14 protein-coding genes are annotated in these 15,732 nt (G+C 59.0%); 11 read left to right on the plus strand and 3 right to left on the minus strand.

What is annotated here, in order from left to right; all coding sequences use genetic code 11:
* Position 1 precedes the first annotated feature (1 nt).
* Together JJ917_01610 and JJ917_01615 are read right to left on the minus strand one after the other, a co-directional pair.
* Positions 2-2,359, minus strand: coding sequence for an FtsX-like permease family protein (locus tag JJ917_01610; protein MBO6697506.1), 2,358 nt, complete (start codon positions 2,357-2,359; stop codon positions 2-4).
* 5 nt (positions 2,360-2,364) lie between these two features.
* A complete protein-coding gene (locus JJ917_01615) occupies positions 2,365-3,075 on the minus strand; it encodes an ABC transporter ATP-binding protein (GenBank protein MBO6697507.1) in 711 nt (236 codons plus the stop codon).
* A 338-nt stretch (positions 3,076-3,413) separates the two neighbouring features.
* On the opposite strand from JJ917_01615, the gene JJ917_01620 reads away from it, so the two are divergent.
* From JJ917_01620 to JJ917_01665, 10 genes are all read left to right on the plus strand, one after another.
* Positions 3,414-4,454: a LacI family DNA-binding transcriptional regulator gene (locus JJ917_01620; protein MBO6697508.1), complete on the plus strand. Its 1,041-nt coding sequence runs from the start codon at positions 3,414-3,416 to the stop codon at positions 4,452-4,454.
* A gap of 98 nt (positions 4,455-4,552) precedes the next feature.
* Complete coding sequence (locus JJ917_01625) at positions 4,553-5,863, plus strand: sugar ABC transporter substrate-binding protein (GenBank protein MBO6697509.1); 1,311 nt, start codon at positions 4,553-4,555, stop codon at positions 5,861-5,863.
* Between the two features lie 173 nt (positions 5,864-6,036).
* Positions 6,037-6,915 carry a sugar ABC transporter permease gene (locus JJ917_01630; protein MBO6697510.1) on the plus strand — a complete coding sequence of 293 codons (879 nt, stop codon included), beginning with the start codon at positions 6,037-6,039 and terminating at the stop codon, positions 6,913-6,915.
* A gap of 12 nt (positions 6,916-6,927) precedes the next feature.
* Positions 6,928-7,758: a carbohydrate ABC transporter permease gene (locus JJ917_01635; GenBank protein ID MBO6697511.1), complete on the plus strand. Its 831-nt coding sequence runs from the start codon at positions 6,928-6,930 to the stop codon at positions 7,756-7,758.
* Positions 7,759-7,769: 11 nt separating this feature from the next.
* On the plus strand, positions 7,770-8,774 hold the full coding sequence (locus tag JJ917_01640) for an ABC transporter ATP-binding protein (GenBank protein MBO6697512.1): 1,005 nt from the start codon (positions 7,770-7,772) through the stop codon (positions 8,772-8,774).
* Positions 8,771-9,544: an L-iditol 2-dehydrogenase gene (locus tag JJ917_01645; protein MBO6697513.1), complete on the plus strand. Its 774-nt coding sequence runs from the start codon at positions 8,771-8,773 to the stop codon at positions 9,542-9,544. Before JJ917_01640 ends, JJ917_01645 begins: the two co-directional genes overlap by 4 nt.
* Positions 9,532-11,010 carry a mannitol dehydrogenase family protein gene (locus JJ917_01650; GenBank protein ID MBO6697514.1) on the plus strand — a complete coding sequence of 493 codons (1,479 nt, stop codon included), beginning with the start codon at positions 9,532-9,534 and terminating at the stop codon, positions 11,008-11,010. The genes JJ917_01645 and JJ917_01650 overlap by 13 nt, the downstream gene beginning before the upstream one ends.
* Positions 11,011-11,116: 106 nt before the next feature.
* A complete protein-coding gene (locus tag JJ917_01655) occupies positions 11,117-11,965 on the plus strand; it encodes an amino acid ABC transporter substrate-binding protein (protein MBO6697515.1) in 849 nt (282 codons plus the stop codon).
* Entirely contained in the window at positions 11,966-12,832 is an 867-nt protein-coding gene (locus JJ917_01660; GenBank protein MBO6697516.1) for an amino acid ABC transporter permease, read from the plus strand.
* Between the two features lie 101 nt (positions 12,833-12,933).
* A complete protein-coding gene (locus JJ917_01665) occupies positions 12,934-13,572 on the plus strand; it encodes an amino acid ABC transporter ATP-binding protein (protein MBO6697517.1) in 639 nt (212 codons plus the stop codon).
* 5 nt (positions 13,573-13,577) lie between these two features.
* Here the strand turns inward: JJ917_01665 and JJ917_01670 are convergent, their stop codons facing one another.
* Complete coding sequence (locus JJ917_01670) at positions 13,578-14,528, minus strand: LysR family transcriptional regulator (GenBank protein MBO6697518.1); 951 nt, start codon at positions 14,526-14,528, stop codon at positions 13,578-13,580.
* A gap of 114 nt (positions 14,529-14,642) precedes the next feature.
* Here JJ917_01670 and JJ917_01675 point away from each other — a divergent pair, with 114 nt between their 5' ends.
* A complete protein-coding gene (locus JJ917_01675) occupies positions 14,643-15,716 on the plus strand; it encodes a maleylacetate reductase (protein MBO6697519.1) in 1,074 nt (357 codons plus the stop codon).
* The last annotated feature ends 16 nt before the right edge of the window (positions 15,717-15,732 follow it).

Raw genomic sequence — 15,732 nt, forward strand, 5'->3', positions numbered from 1 at the left:
ATCACTCCCGGGTTTTCATGACGGCGACGAGGTCCAGCCGGTCGAGCCTGCGGCGGACGACCAGCACCGAGCCAAGCGCTGCGGCGAGGACGACGAGACTGGCGGTGGTAAAGGTCGCGGGTTTTAAAACAAGCGGCAAGGCGTAAAGGTCGCTCGAAAAAGCTTCGACCATCGCGCCGGTAAAAAGCCGCCCAAACGCCCAGCCAAGCGGCTGAGCAAGCAGCGCCAAAAGCATGGTTTCGCCGACCAGAATGTAGGAGACCTGCCCGCGGGTGAAGCCAAGGATACGCAGGCTCGCCAGTTCGCGGGCGCGTTCGGAGAGCTGAACGCGCGCGCCATTGTAGGCAACGCCGATGGTGATCAGCACGGCGATGATCATGTAAATCGTGTTCATGACGATCACATTCTGACGGATCGTTTCCTGAAAGGATCGCCGCGACTGCGTCATCATGATGGTGCCAGAAAGCTCTGGGATCTCGGTGACGGCGGCGTGTAGCGCGTCAATCTGCGCATCGTCCAAGGTGACATTGGCAACGGAAATGCGCGGCGATTGGCGGAACAGCTGATTGATAAAGTTGAGGTCCATGTAGGCGCCAAGGCCCAGATATTGGTCGATCAGTCCGGACACGACCACCTCATGGGTTTCCTGCCGTCCGGTCAGAAATTCCACTTCCAGACCATCGCCCGGCGAGACCTGAAGCTGACCTGCCAAGCGGTTCGACAGCACAATGCCGCCTGGAGGGATGTCCAAGACCGCGCCGTCCGCGTCCACAACCCGGCTGAGGTCCATGCCAGGCAGACGGGCCTCGATGGACACGCGTTTTTCATAATGGAGATTGCGCAAAACGGCGCCGTGATATTGCTGACCTTCGACCTGGCGCACGGCCGGTAAGCGCGCAACCTCACCCAAGGTGCTGATCGGCACATCGTCGGTGAACAGCAGCATCGCATGTTGGCGGTTGGATTGGTAAAAGGCGCTGTCGACGATGGCGTCCAGACTGTCACCCATGAAAGATGACGTCATCACAGCCGCGACCGCCATCGTCATGCCCAACGCGGTCAGCGCGCTGCGCCAGGGCCAACGGGTCAGGCTGCGCAGGATCATGATGGTGGGCTGCGAAAGGCGGGCGGCGGCCATCGCCTTATCGATGATGTTCTGGCGGAAGCGCGCCGGGGTTGGCGGCTGCATGGCCACGGCAGGCGCAAGCCTTGCGGCCTTCAATGCACTGCGTGCTGCGCCAAGGGCGGCTGTGGCGAGAGCAAGGGCTGCCGAGACGCCATAGATCCAAAGCGCCACGTTGAAAATGAGAAAGGGGAAATTGAAATAACCGGCATAGAGCTCGGCCAGGCCGCGGGCGAGCCAGGTGCCAGCGCCCCAGCCGATCAAAATGCCGGCTATCGCGATGAGCCCGGCGAGCATCAAATAATGCAGGCAGATTTCAAGGTCGGAATAGCCGAGCGCCTTCAGAAGCCCGATTTCGCTGCGTTCCAAGGCGATGATCCGACCCATGACCATGGCCACCAGGAAGGCTGAGATGCCGAAAAACACTGGTGGCAGAATGAACGCCATGCTGCGTAGTTGCGTGATTTCGGCATCGATGAAAGCGTTGGACAGTTGGTCCGCGCGGTCATAGGCACCCAGCCCGCCATAGGGATCGAGCAGATTGTCCAACGCCTCTAGCACCGGCTCGACAGGCGTGCGCGCATCGATTGCCAGGCTGATGTCGTTGAACGCGCCGGTCATGTCGAAAGCGGCTTCAGCCATGCTGCGCGGCATCCACAATATCCCGAACGTGAGATCGTTTGGCATCAGTGCGCCTGGCCCCAGCGTGTAGATGAACTCTGGTGAGTCGAGCGTTCCAGTGATCGTCAGTGTCTGCTTGCGCCCATTGAGGTTGGCCTCAAACTGGTCGCCAAGCGCAAACCCGTTGGCCACTGCAAAGGGTTTGTTGACAGCGACTTCTCCGGTGGATGTCGGTAGGCGCCCGGATCGCAACAGAGGCACGTTGAGCTGCGGCTCGCCAAAGTCGGGCAGTGAGAGGATGCGCCCAACGGCCGATTCCACACTGCCGGGAATGTCGAGAACGACATCGCCGGTCACCCGCGCCTCGGCCATCTGCACGCCTGGGATCTCCATGACCTGACGCACAAGATCTATCGGCGCGCGGCGCGCGGCGGAAAACACATCGGCAAACCGGTTGCGCTCGTAATAGGCATCGCGCGTTTCATCGAGCGCTCGGTACATGCCGAACGAGGTGATCAGGATCGCCACACCGCAGGCGAGCACAATGGCGATGGCCAGCGCCTGCGCCCAAAGGCGTCTGAAATCTCGCAGCAGTTTTCGGTCGATAGCGTGCATCGCGCTCACCAGACGATTTCGGCTGGGGCAATGCGGTGGTCATTGACCTCCAGATCGACGATGCCGCCATCCTGGAAACGCACCACGCGGTGGGCCATTCTGCGGATTTCCGCATTGTGGGTGATGACCACGGTTGTTGTGCCGAAGTCACGATTGATTTGGTCGAGCGCCTCAAGCACCTGAACACCGGTTTTGCTGTCGAGCGCGCCGGTCGGCTCATCGCAGAGCAATACCTCTGGGCGTTTGGCGATAGCGCGGGCGATGGCAACGCGCTGTTGCTCACCGCCGGAGAGTTCTGCGGGAAAATGGGACAGTCGAGAGGTCAGGCCGACCAGAGCCAATGCGTCGTCGGCCTTCATCGGGTTCTTGGCAACATCTGTGACCAATTGCACGTTTTCGCGGGCCGTCAGGCTGGCAACCAGATTGTAGAATTGGAAGACGAACCCGACATGGTCACGGCGATAGTAGGTCAGTCCACGATCATTGAGGTTGGTGAGTTCTAGGTCACGAAACCAGACATCGCCGGAGCTGGCATGGTCCAGGCCACCCAGGATATTGAGAAGCGTGGATTTACCGCTGCCGGATGGGCCGAGAAGCACGGCGAGTTCGCCAGAATAAAGCTCCAGGCTGACGTCGCGCAGCGCTTTGATCTTTACGGTTCCGGTGTCGTAGACCTTGCTGACATTGGACGTACGAAAGACAGTTTCTTTGGTCATGCATCTCTGATCGGGCTCGCGCTGCTTTGATTTGGCTCGCGCCTGGCGATCCACGATGTGACCAATTTGCGTGTTCAGGTGTTGAGCAAGATCAACGGCGACTGAAAACTTGCCAGGCTCCAATCCACTCTGTTTTGGGGCATCTGACGCTAGGGTGGCGGCTCTTTCTGGGTCCGCCGAGTGTGCTGTGCCCTTGACGGCTTGGTGTCGAGCTTTTTACGCTGGGCTTAACATTCTTTTCGCGCGTAAAGTTTCACTTGCTCAATGGCGTCCGTTTTCATGACGCTTGTTCCGTGGGTCGATCTGCATACTTGGCGCAACGCTTCAAGGAGCCAGCCATGGGTGAGGGCAATAAGAAAATTCGCAACATGGAAGAGTTCGCGAGCGTTAGCGGCCTGTCGCGTCCGACCGTTTCAAAATACTTTTTCGATCCCAACAGCGTTCGCAAGTCCACCCGTGCGCGGATCGAACAAGCGCTTGAACAGTATGACTACCGCCCAAACGTTTATGCGGTGAATCAGAACCGTCGGCTGACCAAGAGTATCGGTGTTTTGGTGCCTTATCTGGCTGACCCGTTCTTTGCGGAAATGGCGCGTCAGATCGAGCGGCTGTGTATCGACGCTGGCTATCGGCCCATCGTTTTCAGTTCCCATGGTGCGCCCTCGGTTGAAGCCGAGAATCTGGAAAGTCTTCTTGCGCTGAAGCCCGCCGGTGCGTTGCTGGCGCCTTTGGGTCGGACGTCTGACCATGGCGCTTTGGCGCGTTTCTGCGATGCCGTGCCTTCGGTGCTTTTTGACAGCAATATTGAAGGCATTGGCGAGGGTTTTGTTGGCCTTAACAATAGCCAGAGCATCGGCGAGATTGTCCGCTATCTCTGCGAAACTGGCGAGCCGCCCTGCCTGTTTGAGGGCCGGATGGCCCCCAATCCAAACGTACGATCCAAGCTTGAAGCCTATGTGCAGACCATGGAGCAGCTCGGCCATGAGCCCCAGATCGTCTATGCCGACGGCGAGGGCTGGGACTTTGAACAGATCGGCTATAATGGCGCAAAAAAAGCGTTTGCCGACCGTGCCTTGTCGACCAACACCATTCTTTGCGGCAATGATCGCCTGGCGGTTGGCGTGCTGGCCGCGGCCTATGAATCGGGTCTTCGCGTCGGGCGAGGGAGCGGGTGCGCGCTGCGCGTGGCCGGTCATGATGACCACCCCTTTTCGCGCTTCACCTGCCCGACACTGACCACCGTCTCACAGAGCTTTGACACCATCGCTCGGCGTTCGGTTGAACTGCTTCGCGCGCATGTCGAAGAGGATGGCGCTGACGCCGGTGAGCGCTCAACCACTCTGTTCAATGGTCGCCTGGTGGTGCGTGAGTCTGCTTGAAATCACGTCATAATTTTACACGCGTAAAATTTTGTTGACTCAGAACTGCGACATTCGGTAGCCTTCGGCCAATAACAACAAAGAACCGGAGGAAAAACATGACTCTCGTCAAAAAGCTTGGCGCGGCCACAGCACTAACTCTCACAATGACCGGCGGCGCCGTTTTCGCCCAGGATGCCACCATCACGATCGCGACCGTCAACAATGGCGATATGATCCGGATGCAGGGCTACACCGATCAATTCACCGAACAGACAGGCATTGCCGTTGAGTGGGTGACGCTCGAAGAAAACGTTCTTCGCCAGCGTGTGACCACTGACATCACCACCAATGGCGGTCAGTTCGACATCATGACCATCGGCATGTACGAGACGCCGATCTGGGGTGCCAATGGCTGGCTCGTGCCACTAGACGGCCTTTCTGACGCTTACAATGTGGACGACATTTTGCCTGCGATGCGCGGTGGCCTGTCGCACGACGGCACACTCTATGCCGCGCCATTCTATGGCGAAAGCTCCATGATCATGTACCGCACGGACCTGATGGAAGCGGCAGGCCTGGAAATGCCAGATGCTCCGACTTGGGAGTTCATCCGCGAAGCGGCTGCCGCCATGACCGACCGTGACAACGACATCAATGGCATCTGCCTGCGCGGCAAAGCTGGTTGGGGTGAAGGCGGGGCGTTCATCACCGCGATGTCCAACTCCTTCGGGGCACGCTGGTTCGATGAAGACTGGAATGCCCAGTTCGATACCGAAGCTTGGGCCAACACGCTGAATTTCTACAAAGGCATGATGGATGAGTCCGGTCCAACCGGTTACTCGACCAACGGCTTCAATGAGAACCTGTCGCTGTTCAACCAAGGCAAATGCGGTATGTGGATTGATGCCACGGTTGCTGCGTCCTTTGTCACAGGCGATGATTCAACCGTTGCTGACTCGGTGGGTTTTGCGTTGGCACCAGACACTGGTCTTGGCAAGCGCTCCAACTGGCTGTGGGCTTGGGCTCTCGCTATCCCAGCTGGCACCCAGCAGCAGGACGAAGCTCTCCAGTTCATCGAGTGGGCAACATCCACCGACTACATCGAGCTCGTGGCAGAGAACGAAGGTTGGGCCAACGTGCCTCCAGGCGCGCGTACGTCTCTGTACGAAAACCCCAACTATACGTCGGTGCCGTTCGCGCAGATGACGTTGGACTCGATCCTCTCAGCTGACCCCAACAATCCAACTGTGGACCCGGTTCCGTATGTTGGTATCCAGTTCGCGGCGATCCCTGAGTTCGCTGGTATCGCCACCGAAGTCAGCCAGGAATTCTCCGCAGCTTACGCTGGTCAGCAGAGCATCGAAGAAGCGCTGGAGAAGGCCCAGGCCATCACCAACGAAGCTATGGAAGCTGCCGGCTACCGCTAAGAGCGGTGCATTCAAGCCTGGCAATTCCAAGACTGACGAGGGGCGGCATTTCTCCCGCGGCCCCTTGTTCATTTCCCGGCATAGAAGTCACTATTCTTGATCGCATCTGCGACGGGCATGCCCAGACATAGGCAAGGCCCGTCAACAGAAGACGTGCATCCAGAGGACGCAACATGGCCACCAAAGCATCCCGATCCGCCGCCCGCTTCATGATGGCGCCCGCCGTTGTCCTCCTTCTGGGGTGGATGCTGGTCCCGCTGACGATGACGCTGTACTTCTCGTTCAAGCAGTATTTGCCGCTGCGTGGTGACAGCCTTGAGCGCGGCTTGGACTGGGTTGGCTTCGACAACTACGCCCGCTTTCTCTCCTCCAGCGCTTTTTGGCCCAGCGTTCAGACCACTCTGATCATGGTTGGCGGTGTGCTGGTCATCACCGTGGTGCTGGGTGTGCTGCTGGCCATGCTGCTCAATCAGCCGATTTGGGGTCAGGGCATTGTGCGCATCTTGGTGATTGCGCCCTTCTTCGTGATGCCCACCGTGTCGGCCCTGGTCTGGAAAAACATGCTGATGGATCCGGTCAACGGCATCTTTGCCCATTTGTGGCGTTTCTTTGGTGCTGAACCGGTCTCGTGGCTCTCCGACGCCTCGCTCCAATCGATCATCCTCATCGCATCCTGGCAGTGGCTGCCATTTGCGACGCTCATCCTGCTGACGGCCATTCAATCGCTCGACAGCGAACAGTTGGAAGCCGCCGAAATGGACGGCGCTCCTCCGCTGGCGCGCTTCTGGTTCCTTGTGTTGCCGCACCTGTCGCGCGCCATCACCATTGTGATCCTGATCCAGACGATCTTCTTGCTGTCCATCTTTGCGGAGATTTTCGTAACCACCGGCGGCGCATTCGGCACCCGCACGCTCACCTACCTCATCTTCCAACGCGTCGTTGACAGCCAGAACATTGGACTGGGCTCTGCCGGCGGCGTCTACGCCATCATTCTTGCCAACATCGTTGCGATCTTCCTGATGCGGATCGTCGGCAAGAACCTGGACAAATAGGGGGAACGGACGATGGCACGCGCAATCACACCTGGCCGCAAAATGGCATGGACAGCTCTGGCCTGGGCAGTCGGTCTGCTGATCTTCTTCCCGATTTATTGGACGATCCTGACAAGCTTCAAAACCGAAGCACAGGCGATCAATGATCCGCCACTGTTTTTCTTCTTTGACTGGACGCTGGAGAACTATTCCGTCGTCCAGGAGCGCTCCGACTATATGCGCTTTCTTTGGAACTCGGTGATCGTTGCCGGCGGCTCAACGCTTCTGGGCATTATCGTCGCGGTTCCAGCTGCCTGGTCGATGGCGTTCGTTCCCTCGCGAGCCACCAAAGACATCCTGCTCTGGATGCTTTCCACAAAAATGCTGCCAGCCGTGGGTGTGCTCTACCCCATCTCACTGATCTTCATTGAGCTAGGGCTGCTGGACACCCGCATCGGGCTGGTGCTGGTCCTGATGCTGATCAATCTGCCGATCATCGTGTGGATGCTCTACACCTATTTCAAAGAGATCCCCGGCGAAATTCTTGAGGCAGCCCGCATGGATGGCGCTGGGCTGCGAGAGGAAATTCTCTTTGTGCTCACCCCGATGGCTATCCCGGGGATCGCGTCCACCATACTGCTCAATTTCATCCTCGCATGGAACGAAGCGTTCTGGACGCTCAACCTCACCGCAGCGACCGCCGCCCCGCTGACCGCATTCATCGCCAGCTATTCAAGCCCGGAAGGTCTCTTCTTCGCGAAGCTCTCGGCGGCATCCACGATGGCCATCGCGCCAATCCTCATCCTTGGCTGGTTCAGCCAGAAGCAACTTGTGCGCGGCCTCACATTTGGCGCGGTTAAGTAAGGAACACCAGCATGGGCAACATAGTTCTTGATAAGGTGGAAAAATCCTTCGGCGACGTGAAGGTCATCCACCCGCTAGACCTTGAGATCAATGAAGGCGAGTTTGTTGTCTTCGTCGGGCCCTCAGGGTGCGGCAAGTCCACGCTTCTGCGGCTGATCGCAGGCTTGGAAGATACAACAGGCGGCGCCATTCGTATCGATGGGCAGGATGCGACCAATGTGCCGCCGGCAAAACGCGGTTTGGCCATGGTTTTCCAGTCCTACGCGCTTTACCCGCATATGAGCGTGCGCAAAAACATCGCTTTCCCGCTGCGTATGGCCAAGCTCGACAAGGCGGAACAAGATCGCCGTGTCGAACAGGCTGCCGCTGTTCTCAATCTCACCGATTATCTGGATCGGCGCCCGGCTGCACTTTCCGGCGGCCAACGCCAGCGCGTTGCCATCGGCCGCGCCATTGTTCGCGAGCCATCGGCCTTTCTGTTTGATGAGCCGCTGTCGAACCTTGATGCTGCATTGCGCGTGGGCATGCGCCTTGAGATCAGCGAAATGCACAAGCGGCTCGATACCACGATGATCTATGTGACCCACGATCAGGTGGAAGCCATGACCATGGCGGACAAGATCGTGGTTCTGCAAGCGGGCCGTATCGAACAGGTCGGAAGCCCGCTTGAGCTTTACAAAACACCGCGCAACCGCTTCGTGGCGGGCTTCATCGGATCACCGAAAATGAATTTCTTGGAAGGCGAGGAAGCGCAAAAGCATGGCGCCCACGCCATCGGCATTCGCCCTGAACACATACAGACTTCGGCGAGCGAAGGCACCTGGAAAGGCCGGATCGGTGTTTCGGAACATCTGGGGTCAGACACGTTTTTCCATGTCCATATGGAAGGCCGAGCCGATCCGCTGACGGTGCGCGCCGGCGGTGAAGTTGATATGCACCATGGCGACACGATCTACATGACGCCCGATTGGGATCGCCTGCACAAGTTCGATGCCCAGGGATTGCGCATCGAATGAAACGCCTGGAAGGGAAATGCGCGCTGATCACCGGCGCAGCCCGCGGGATCGGGTTCGCCTTTGCACAGGCCTATGTCCGCGAAGGCGCGCAGGTGGTTATCGCAGATATTGATGGTGAGGCTGCCAAGGCTGCAGCTGATACCATCGGCTCAGCCGCCACGGCGGTGGAAATGGATGTCAGTGATCAACTCAGCATCGCCGAAGGCGTTGATGGCGCGATCAATTCCATGGGCCAGATCGACGTCCTGATCAATAACGCCGCGATCTTCTCAGCCGCACCAATCGTCGATATCGAGCCGACGGATTTTCAGCTGGTTTTCGACATCAATGTCGCCGGCACGCTTTTCACCCTGCAGGCTGTTGCGCGGCACATGATTGCCCGCGGTGGTGGTGGGAAGATCATCAATATGGCAAGCCAAGCGGGCCGGCGTGGCGAGCCGTTGGTCGCCGTCTACTGCGCGTCGAAAGCGGCCGTCGTCAGCCTTACTCAATCGGCTGGTCTCAACCTCATCGAACACGGGATTAATGTGAACGCGATCTCGCCTGGTGTCGTTGATGGCGAGCACTGGGATGGTGTCGATGCCTTGTTCGCCGAGCTAGAAGGCAAGACGCCCGGTCAGAAGAAGAAAGAAGTCGGCGAGGGCGTGCCATTCGGTCGGATGGGCCAGGCGGAGGATTTGACGGGAATGGCCGTCTTCCTGGCGACGGCGGAAGCCGACTACATCGTTGCGCAGACGTTCAATGTCGACGGTGGCCAATGGATGAGTTGATTCCCTTGTCCAATGCCCATCTGGACGAGATTCCCAATCAAATCGGCCGCCCGGCCTATGATCGCACGGCCCTTAAACCGGGGATCGTGCATATCGGTCTTGGCAATTTTCACCGCGCTCACCAATCCTGGTATTTGCACCGGCTGATGCAGGTCGGCGTTGGACACGATTGGGCGATTATCGGCGCCGGCGTGCGACCCGGCGATGCGGTGATGCGCGAAAAGCTGCTCGCCCAAGACTGTTTGACAACGCTTATCGAGCTTAACCCGACGAGCACGTCGGCGGAGATTGTCGGCTCGATGATCGACTTCCTTCCGGTCGAGGAGGGGCACGCCGCGCTTATCGACTGCTTAGCCGACCCGGCTATCCGGATTGTCTCGCTGACGGTGACCGAAGGCGGCTATTACATCGATCCGGTGACCAACGGTTTCGATGCACGCCATCCGGACATTCTGCACGATGCGGCGCATCCCGGTTCACCACGCACAGCCTTTGGGGCCATGGTCGCCGCGCTCAAGCGCCGCCGAGATCAGGGGCTCAAGCCTTTCACGGTTCAGAGCTGCGACAATCTGCAGGGAAACGGGGCCATCGTCCGCCAGACGGTCGTGTCGCTGGCGCGACTGTCCGATCCTGGTCTGGCTGATTGGATCGATGCCAATGGCGCGTTTCCCAACTCGATGGTCGACTGCATCGTCCCAGCAACCGGGCCGGTGGAGGTTGCGTTAGCGTTGTCCTTTGGTTTGGATGACAAGGTTCCGGTGACTCACGAGGCCTTTCGCCAATGGGTCTGCGAAGATGATTTTTGCGACGGGCGCCCAGCTTGGGATGTCGTCGGGGTCACGTTCACCGAGAATGTTCATGCCTATGAGGCGATGAAAATCCGCATGCTCAATGCCGGCCATCAGGTTTTGGCCAATGTTGGCGAGATTCTCGGGCTGACGACGATCGCCGACTGTATGGCCGATCCACAGGTTGGCGCCTTTTTCACCAAGGTTCTGGATTCAGAAGTCTTGCCGCATGTCGATGCGGTGCCTGGCATGACCCCTGGAGCTTATCTGGACCTGATAACGCAGCGTTTCAGCAATCCAGCCATCGAAGACACGACCCGGCGCGTGGCCTTTGACGGATCGGCGCGTCATACCGGGTTTCTGCTGCCGACCGTGCGCGACGCGCTTAACACTGGCGCCGGTGTTAGCGGGCTGGCACTGGTCGAGGCGCTTTGGGCACGGATGTGCGCTGGAACGCGTGAAGACGGCAGTTTGATCGAACCCAACGATCCTTATTGGGATGATCTCTGTAAGGCCGCGCACGACGCCAAAGCCGAACCGCGCGCTTGGCTCGCCCAAAGCCATATTTATGGCGAGCTTGGTGATGATGACCGATTGGCTGAGCCCTTTGAACATTGGCTTTCCATGCTCTGGGCGCAAGGCAGCCGTCGCACACTCGAGCACTATCTCGGTCACTGATCGGGCCTGCGCTTGTTCCAGCTGCACGGTTTTGCAGCGGCTGGGGGGCTGGACAAATGGGGTTGCCATGCCAAACCATGGGCCAAACCCAAATGGAGCCCGCACCATGAAAACCTTGTTCTCAACCGTGACGTCGTTGTCGCTTCTCAGTCTTTCCGTTCTCGCCGTGGCGGCAACCGGCGCCAACGCGCACGATCATGATGGCTGCGCTGCCGGCAAGACCCTTGAAGACGGCGTGCTAACGATCGCGACTGGCAACCCTGCGTTCTACCCCTGGGTTCTGAATGATGATCCGGCGAGCGGCGAGGGATATGAGGCGGCGGTGGCTTACGCGATTGCCGACGCTATGGGCTTTGACGCCGACCATGTGACGTGGGTGCGCACCTCGTTTGATGAGGCCATCCAGCCGGGGTCGAAGGATTTCGATTTCAATATGCAGCAATATTCGATCACCGCCGAGCGCGAGGAGATGGTCGATTTCTCGCTGCCTTATTATACCTCGGCGATGGCGGTGCTCACCACCCAATCGGTGGTTGATGCCGGTCTCGAGCCGAATGTGGAGTCCCTGCAAGGCGCCGTTTGGGGCGCCCATTCCACCACGACCGCCTTGCCCATGCTCAATGAGATTGTTCAGCCGGAGCGCGATCCGCTGCTTTATGGCGACAATGTCGATGTGACGGCGGCCATGCAGGCTGGTCAGATCGATGCGGCCTTGTTCGATTTGCCGACGGCACTCTATTTGGCAGCCGTTGTGGTCAATGATGGGGTGATCCTCGGTCAGTTCGCTGCAGACCGGTCGGAAAACCCGGACCAGTTCGGGCTGCTGATGGAAGAGGGCAATCCGCTCAAGGAATGCGTCGATGCTGCGATCGTGGAACTGACCGAGTCCGGCGCGCTTGCCGCCATCGAAGCGCAATGGTTGCAGGAAGCCACCGGCGTGCCCGTCATTGAATAGATGGCCGACACAGGACTGAGCACGGGCGCCAACCCGGCGCCCACGGCCAGAGCAACGCCCACCCGTCGCGAGGCCTACGAGGCGCGCATGAAGCGGCGGTCCCTGACGATCGCCGTCACATCAACGTTGGCGGTATTCGTTGCGTTTGTCCTTCTGGTGCCGTTCGCGCCCGGTTGGGAGGCGGTGCAGCGCAGTTTCTTCAACGGTCAGGTCTTCGCGCGAACCTTTCCCGGCCTGCTGAACGCTTTTCTGCAGAACGTGATGATCTTTGCCTGGTGCGCGCCGATCATCGCAATCCTCGGATTGGCCATTGCCCTCTGCCGGGATGTGCGAGCGCCGATCCTCTTTCCGCTGCGCATGTTCGGTGCGCTCTATACTGACGTGTTTCGCGGCGTTCCGGTAATCCTGGTCATCTATCTGATTGGGTTCGGCGTGCCGGGCCTTGGGCTGCCTCGCCCGTGGAACTCCCCCTATATTTGGGGCTCATTGGCGCTGGTTTTGGTTTACGCTGCCTATGTGGCGGAGGTCTTTCGCTCCGGCATTGAATCGATCCATGAAAGCCAGCGCGCTGCGGCAGCTTCCCTTGGTTTGTCCGATCAGGACACGATGCGGTTTGTGGTGCTGCCGCAAGCGATCCGCAATGTGATGCCGGCCAACATGAACCTTTTTATCGCGCTCCAAAAAGATGTGGCGCTGCTCTCGTTCATCGGGCCGGTGGAGATTTTTCGCCAGGCCGGCGTCTACAAATCGCTGTTTGCCAACTTCACGCCCTATGTTGGCGCTGCGCTGATCTTCCTGGCGATTACGATTCCAGCGACACGCTATGCCGACTATTTGTTGCACCGGCAAACGAGGCGCCGGACGTGACGGCGCAGTCAGGTGTTAAGCTCTCACTGCGCGGCGTGCAGAAATGCTTTGGGCAGAATCACGTCTGCCGGGGCATCGATCTGGATGTCGCCGACGGTGAAATGGTCTGTCTGATAGGTGCATCGGGGTCCGGCAAATCGACGCTGCTGCGCTCGATCAACCTGCTGGAACCGATCGACGATGGTGCAATCTTTCTGGACGGCATCGACATCGCTGAGCCTGGTTTTGACCCGCAGCCGGTGCGCGAGCGGATCGGCATCGTTTTCCAGTCGTACAATCTCTTTCCGCATATGACGGCCGCTGAAAATGTCATGCTTGCGCCAATGCGGGTGCATGGCCGCAGCAAAGCTGAGCTTACCGAACCTGTCGCGGACCTGTTCGAACGCTTCGGCTTGCCCGATCACAAGGATCACTATCCGGACCAGCTGTCAGGCGGGCAACAGCAGCGTGTAGCGATCATCCGGGCATTGGCGATGGAGCCGGAGATCATGCTCTTTGATGAGATCACCTCAGCGCTCGATCCGGAACTGGTCGGCGAAGTTTTGGATGTCCTGCGGCAACTGCACCGCGATGGGATGACGATGATCCTTGCCACCCATGAGATGGGATTCGCGCGCGAGCTGGCGAACAAAGTCTGCTTTCTGGATGCTGGGCGTATCTTGGAAGAGGGTGCGCCGGACGATGTCTTCTCCACGCCGCAGCAGGAGCGCACCAAGGCTTTTCTGTCGCGCGTGCTTTGACGAGCCTAACTGCGCCAAAGCGCGTTCTGCTCATGTTTCAGGATTGTATCGGCGAGAGTTGCGAACTCGCGCACGATGAACTGGTGGAACCGCCTAACGGTTGGTCCGAGCGGTACATCGGCGCGCGTCAAAAGCCCCAAGTTCCGTTCAGGATGCCCGATCTTGATGGAGAGCGCGGAGAGCATCTTTTGTCGCCGCAGCGTGAACACCACCGAGTAGGGCAGGACGGTGAGCGCGTCGGATCGCTCCAAAATGTTGATGATCGATGTCAGCGATCCGCCGGAAAAACTCACGCGAAAGTCTCGCATGCCAATGCTGGAAAGCACGCTGCGTAAGTCCTCGTAAAGCGGGCTGTCGGTCGGTGGTGCGATCCAAGGGTAGGGGGCGATATCCGACAGCGTCACCGAGGTTCGATTGGCCACCGGATGGGTTGCGCCGCAGGCGATGACGTTCCTTCCAGGGAGAATGTCTTTGAAGGTGAAGCCGGTCGGGATTGCGTCCACTTTCATCGGGCATATCGCGACATCGAGCGTACCTGCTTCCAGCTTCTCCATCAGCTCTGGCGCGTAGTTGTAGGACTGGTCGATGCGCACATCAGGGTGGCCGGTTTGGAACTCGGCGATCATCCCGGAGATGACGCCATCCATGAAGATCGGCGAACCGCCGACGCGGACCACGCCGGAGCGCCCATCCAGATAGCGCTTGACCACATCCGATGCGGCCTTATTGGCGGCCAAGACCTTGCGGCCTTCGGTGGCGAGGGCGAGGCAGAGTTCGGTCGGTTGAAGCGGGCGTTTGTTTTTTTCAAATAGCCGTGATCCCACCCGTGCTTCGAGCATAGAGAGGGTGCGCGAAACACTGGGCTGGGACTTGCCCAAGGTTTCGGCGCCCTCGGTCAGTCCGCCTGAATCAACGATGGCGGCAACGATTTCAAGGTGGCGTGGGTCAAATTTCATAACATCAAGTTATATTAACGCTCGCGAATTGGATCAAGTGACGGAAATTGACGTGCTAGCGTTCCTTTAATGAGACGAGTAACCGCCCAAAAAGGGCGGCGTCCGGGAGGATCGATGGCCCATTTTCAAAGCCAGTTTGAAGCTCAAAGTGCAGCTGTTCGCGTGCGCTTTGGTGCTGGCTTGCGCCACAAGATCGAGGAGGAAATCGACCGGCTTGGCTGCACACGGGCGCTGGTGCTTTCCACGCCTCCTCAGGCCGACAGCGCGTTGGATATGGCCGCCAGCCTCAACGGCAAGGCCGCCGGCGTTTTTACCAAGGCTGCCATGCACACCCCGGTTAATGTGACGGCGGATGCCATCGCCCATGCGCAGAGCGTGGAGGCCGACTGCCTGGTGGCGCTGGGTGGTGGATCGACGACGGGCCTTGGCAAAGCCATTGCCTATCAGACGGATCTGCCGCAGATCGTGATCCCCACCACCTATGCCGGTTCCGAAGCGACCGCCATTCTTGGCCAGACCGAAGATGGCGTGAAGACCACGGTCACCGACCCCAAAATCCAACCTGAAGTCATTCTTTATGATGCGGAGCTGGTAGCGACACTGCCGGTGCCGATGACAGTGACGAGCGCGCTCAATGCCATGGCCCATGCGGCGGAGGCGCTTTACGCGGTGAACCGCAACCCGGTCTCCACCATGCTCGCCATTGAAGGGCTGTCTGCTTTCCAGCGCGCCCTGCCCAAGGTGATCGACAACCCTCAGGATATCGAAGCCCGTGGCGAGACGCTTTACGGCGCCTGGCTCTGCGGTACGGTGCTTGGTCAGGTCGGGATGGCGCTGCACCATAAGCTTTGCCATACGCTGGGTGGCTCCTTCGACCTGCCGCACGCCGAGACCCATGCAGTCGTTTTGCCCCATGCCATTGCCTACAATGCCCGCGCGGTGGCCGATCAGCTTCAGCCGATCTGCGACATCTTCGGTGGCACGAACGCCGGCCAATCCCTGCACGATTTTGCAGAACAAGTTAGCGCGCCGACAGCGTTGAAAGATCTGGGGCTCAACGAGAGTGATCTCGACAGAGCCGGCGATCTTGCCACCAGCAAGCCTTATCCGAACCCGCGCCCTGTGGAGCGCGACGCGATCCGCACGCTTTTGCAGGCCGCCTGGGCCGGTGACCCCCCCGTTCTTTGACACCCAAGAAAAATCG

The sequence above is a fragment of the Hyphomicrobiales bacterium genome (assembly GCA_017642935.1).
Lineage (GTDB): Bacteria > Pseudomonadota > Alphaproteobacteria > Rhizobiales > MH13 > MH13.

Excerpts from the sequence above, each read along its gene's own strand:
- JJ917_01610 (MBO6697506.1), bottom strand. The coding sequence starts at position 2,359 with ATGCACGCTATCGACCGAAAACTGCTGCGAGATTTCAGACGCCTTTGG.
- JJ917_01615 (MBO6697507.1), bottom strand. The coding sequence starts at position 3,075 with ATGACCAAAGAAACTGTCTTTCGTACGTCCAATGTCAGCAAGGTCTAC.
- JJ917_01620 (MBO6697508.1), top strand. The coding sequence starts at position 3,414 with ATGGGTGAGGGCAATAAGAAAATTCGCAACATGGAAGAGTTCGCGAGC.
- JJ917_01625 (MBO6697509.1), top strand. The coding sequence starts at position 4,553 with ATGACTCTCGTCAAAAAGCTTGGCGCGGCCACAGCACTAACTCTCACA.
- JJ917_01630 (MBO6697510.1), top strand. The coding sequence starts at position 6,037 with ATGGCCACCAAAGCATCCCGATCCGCCGCCCGCTTCATGATGGCGCCC.
- JJ917_01635 (MBO6697511.1), top strand. The coding sequence starts at position 6,928 with ATGGCACGCGCAATCACACCTGGCCGCAAAATGGCATGGACAGCTCTG.
- JJ917_01640 (MBO6697512.1), top strand. The coding sequence starts at position 7,770 with ATGGGCAACATAGTTCTTGATAAGGTGGAAAAATCCTTCGGCGACGTG.
- JJ917_01645 (MBO6697513.1), top strand. The coding sequence starts at position 8,771 with ATGAAACGCCTGGAAGGGAAATGCGCGCTGATCACCGGCGCAGCCCGC.
- JJ917_01650 (MBO6697514.1), top strand. The coding sequence starts at position 9,532 with ATGGATGAGTTGATTCCCTTGTCCAATGCCCATCTGGACGAGATTCCC.
- JJ917_01655 (MBO6697515.1), top strand. The coding sequence starts at position 11,117 with ATGAAAACCTTGTTCTCAACCGTGACGTCGTTGTCGCTTCTCAGTCTT.
- JJ917_01660 (MBO6697516.1), top strand. The coding sequence starts at position 11,966 with ATGGCCGACACAGGACTGAGCACGGGCGCCAACCCGGCGCCCACGGCC.
- JJ917_01665 (MBO6697517.1), top strand. The coding sequence starts at position 12,934 with ATGGTCTGTCTGATAGGTGCATCGGGGTCCGGCAAATCGACGCTGCTG.
- JJ917_01670 (MBO6697518.1), bottom strand. The coding sequence starts at position 14,528 with ATGAAATTTGACCCACGCCACCTTGAAATCGTTGCCGCCATCGTTGAT.
- JJ917_01675 (MBO6697519.1), top strand. The coding sequence starts at position 14,643 with ATGGCCCATTTTCAAAGCCAGTTTGAAGCTCAAAGTGCAGCTGTTCGC.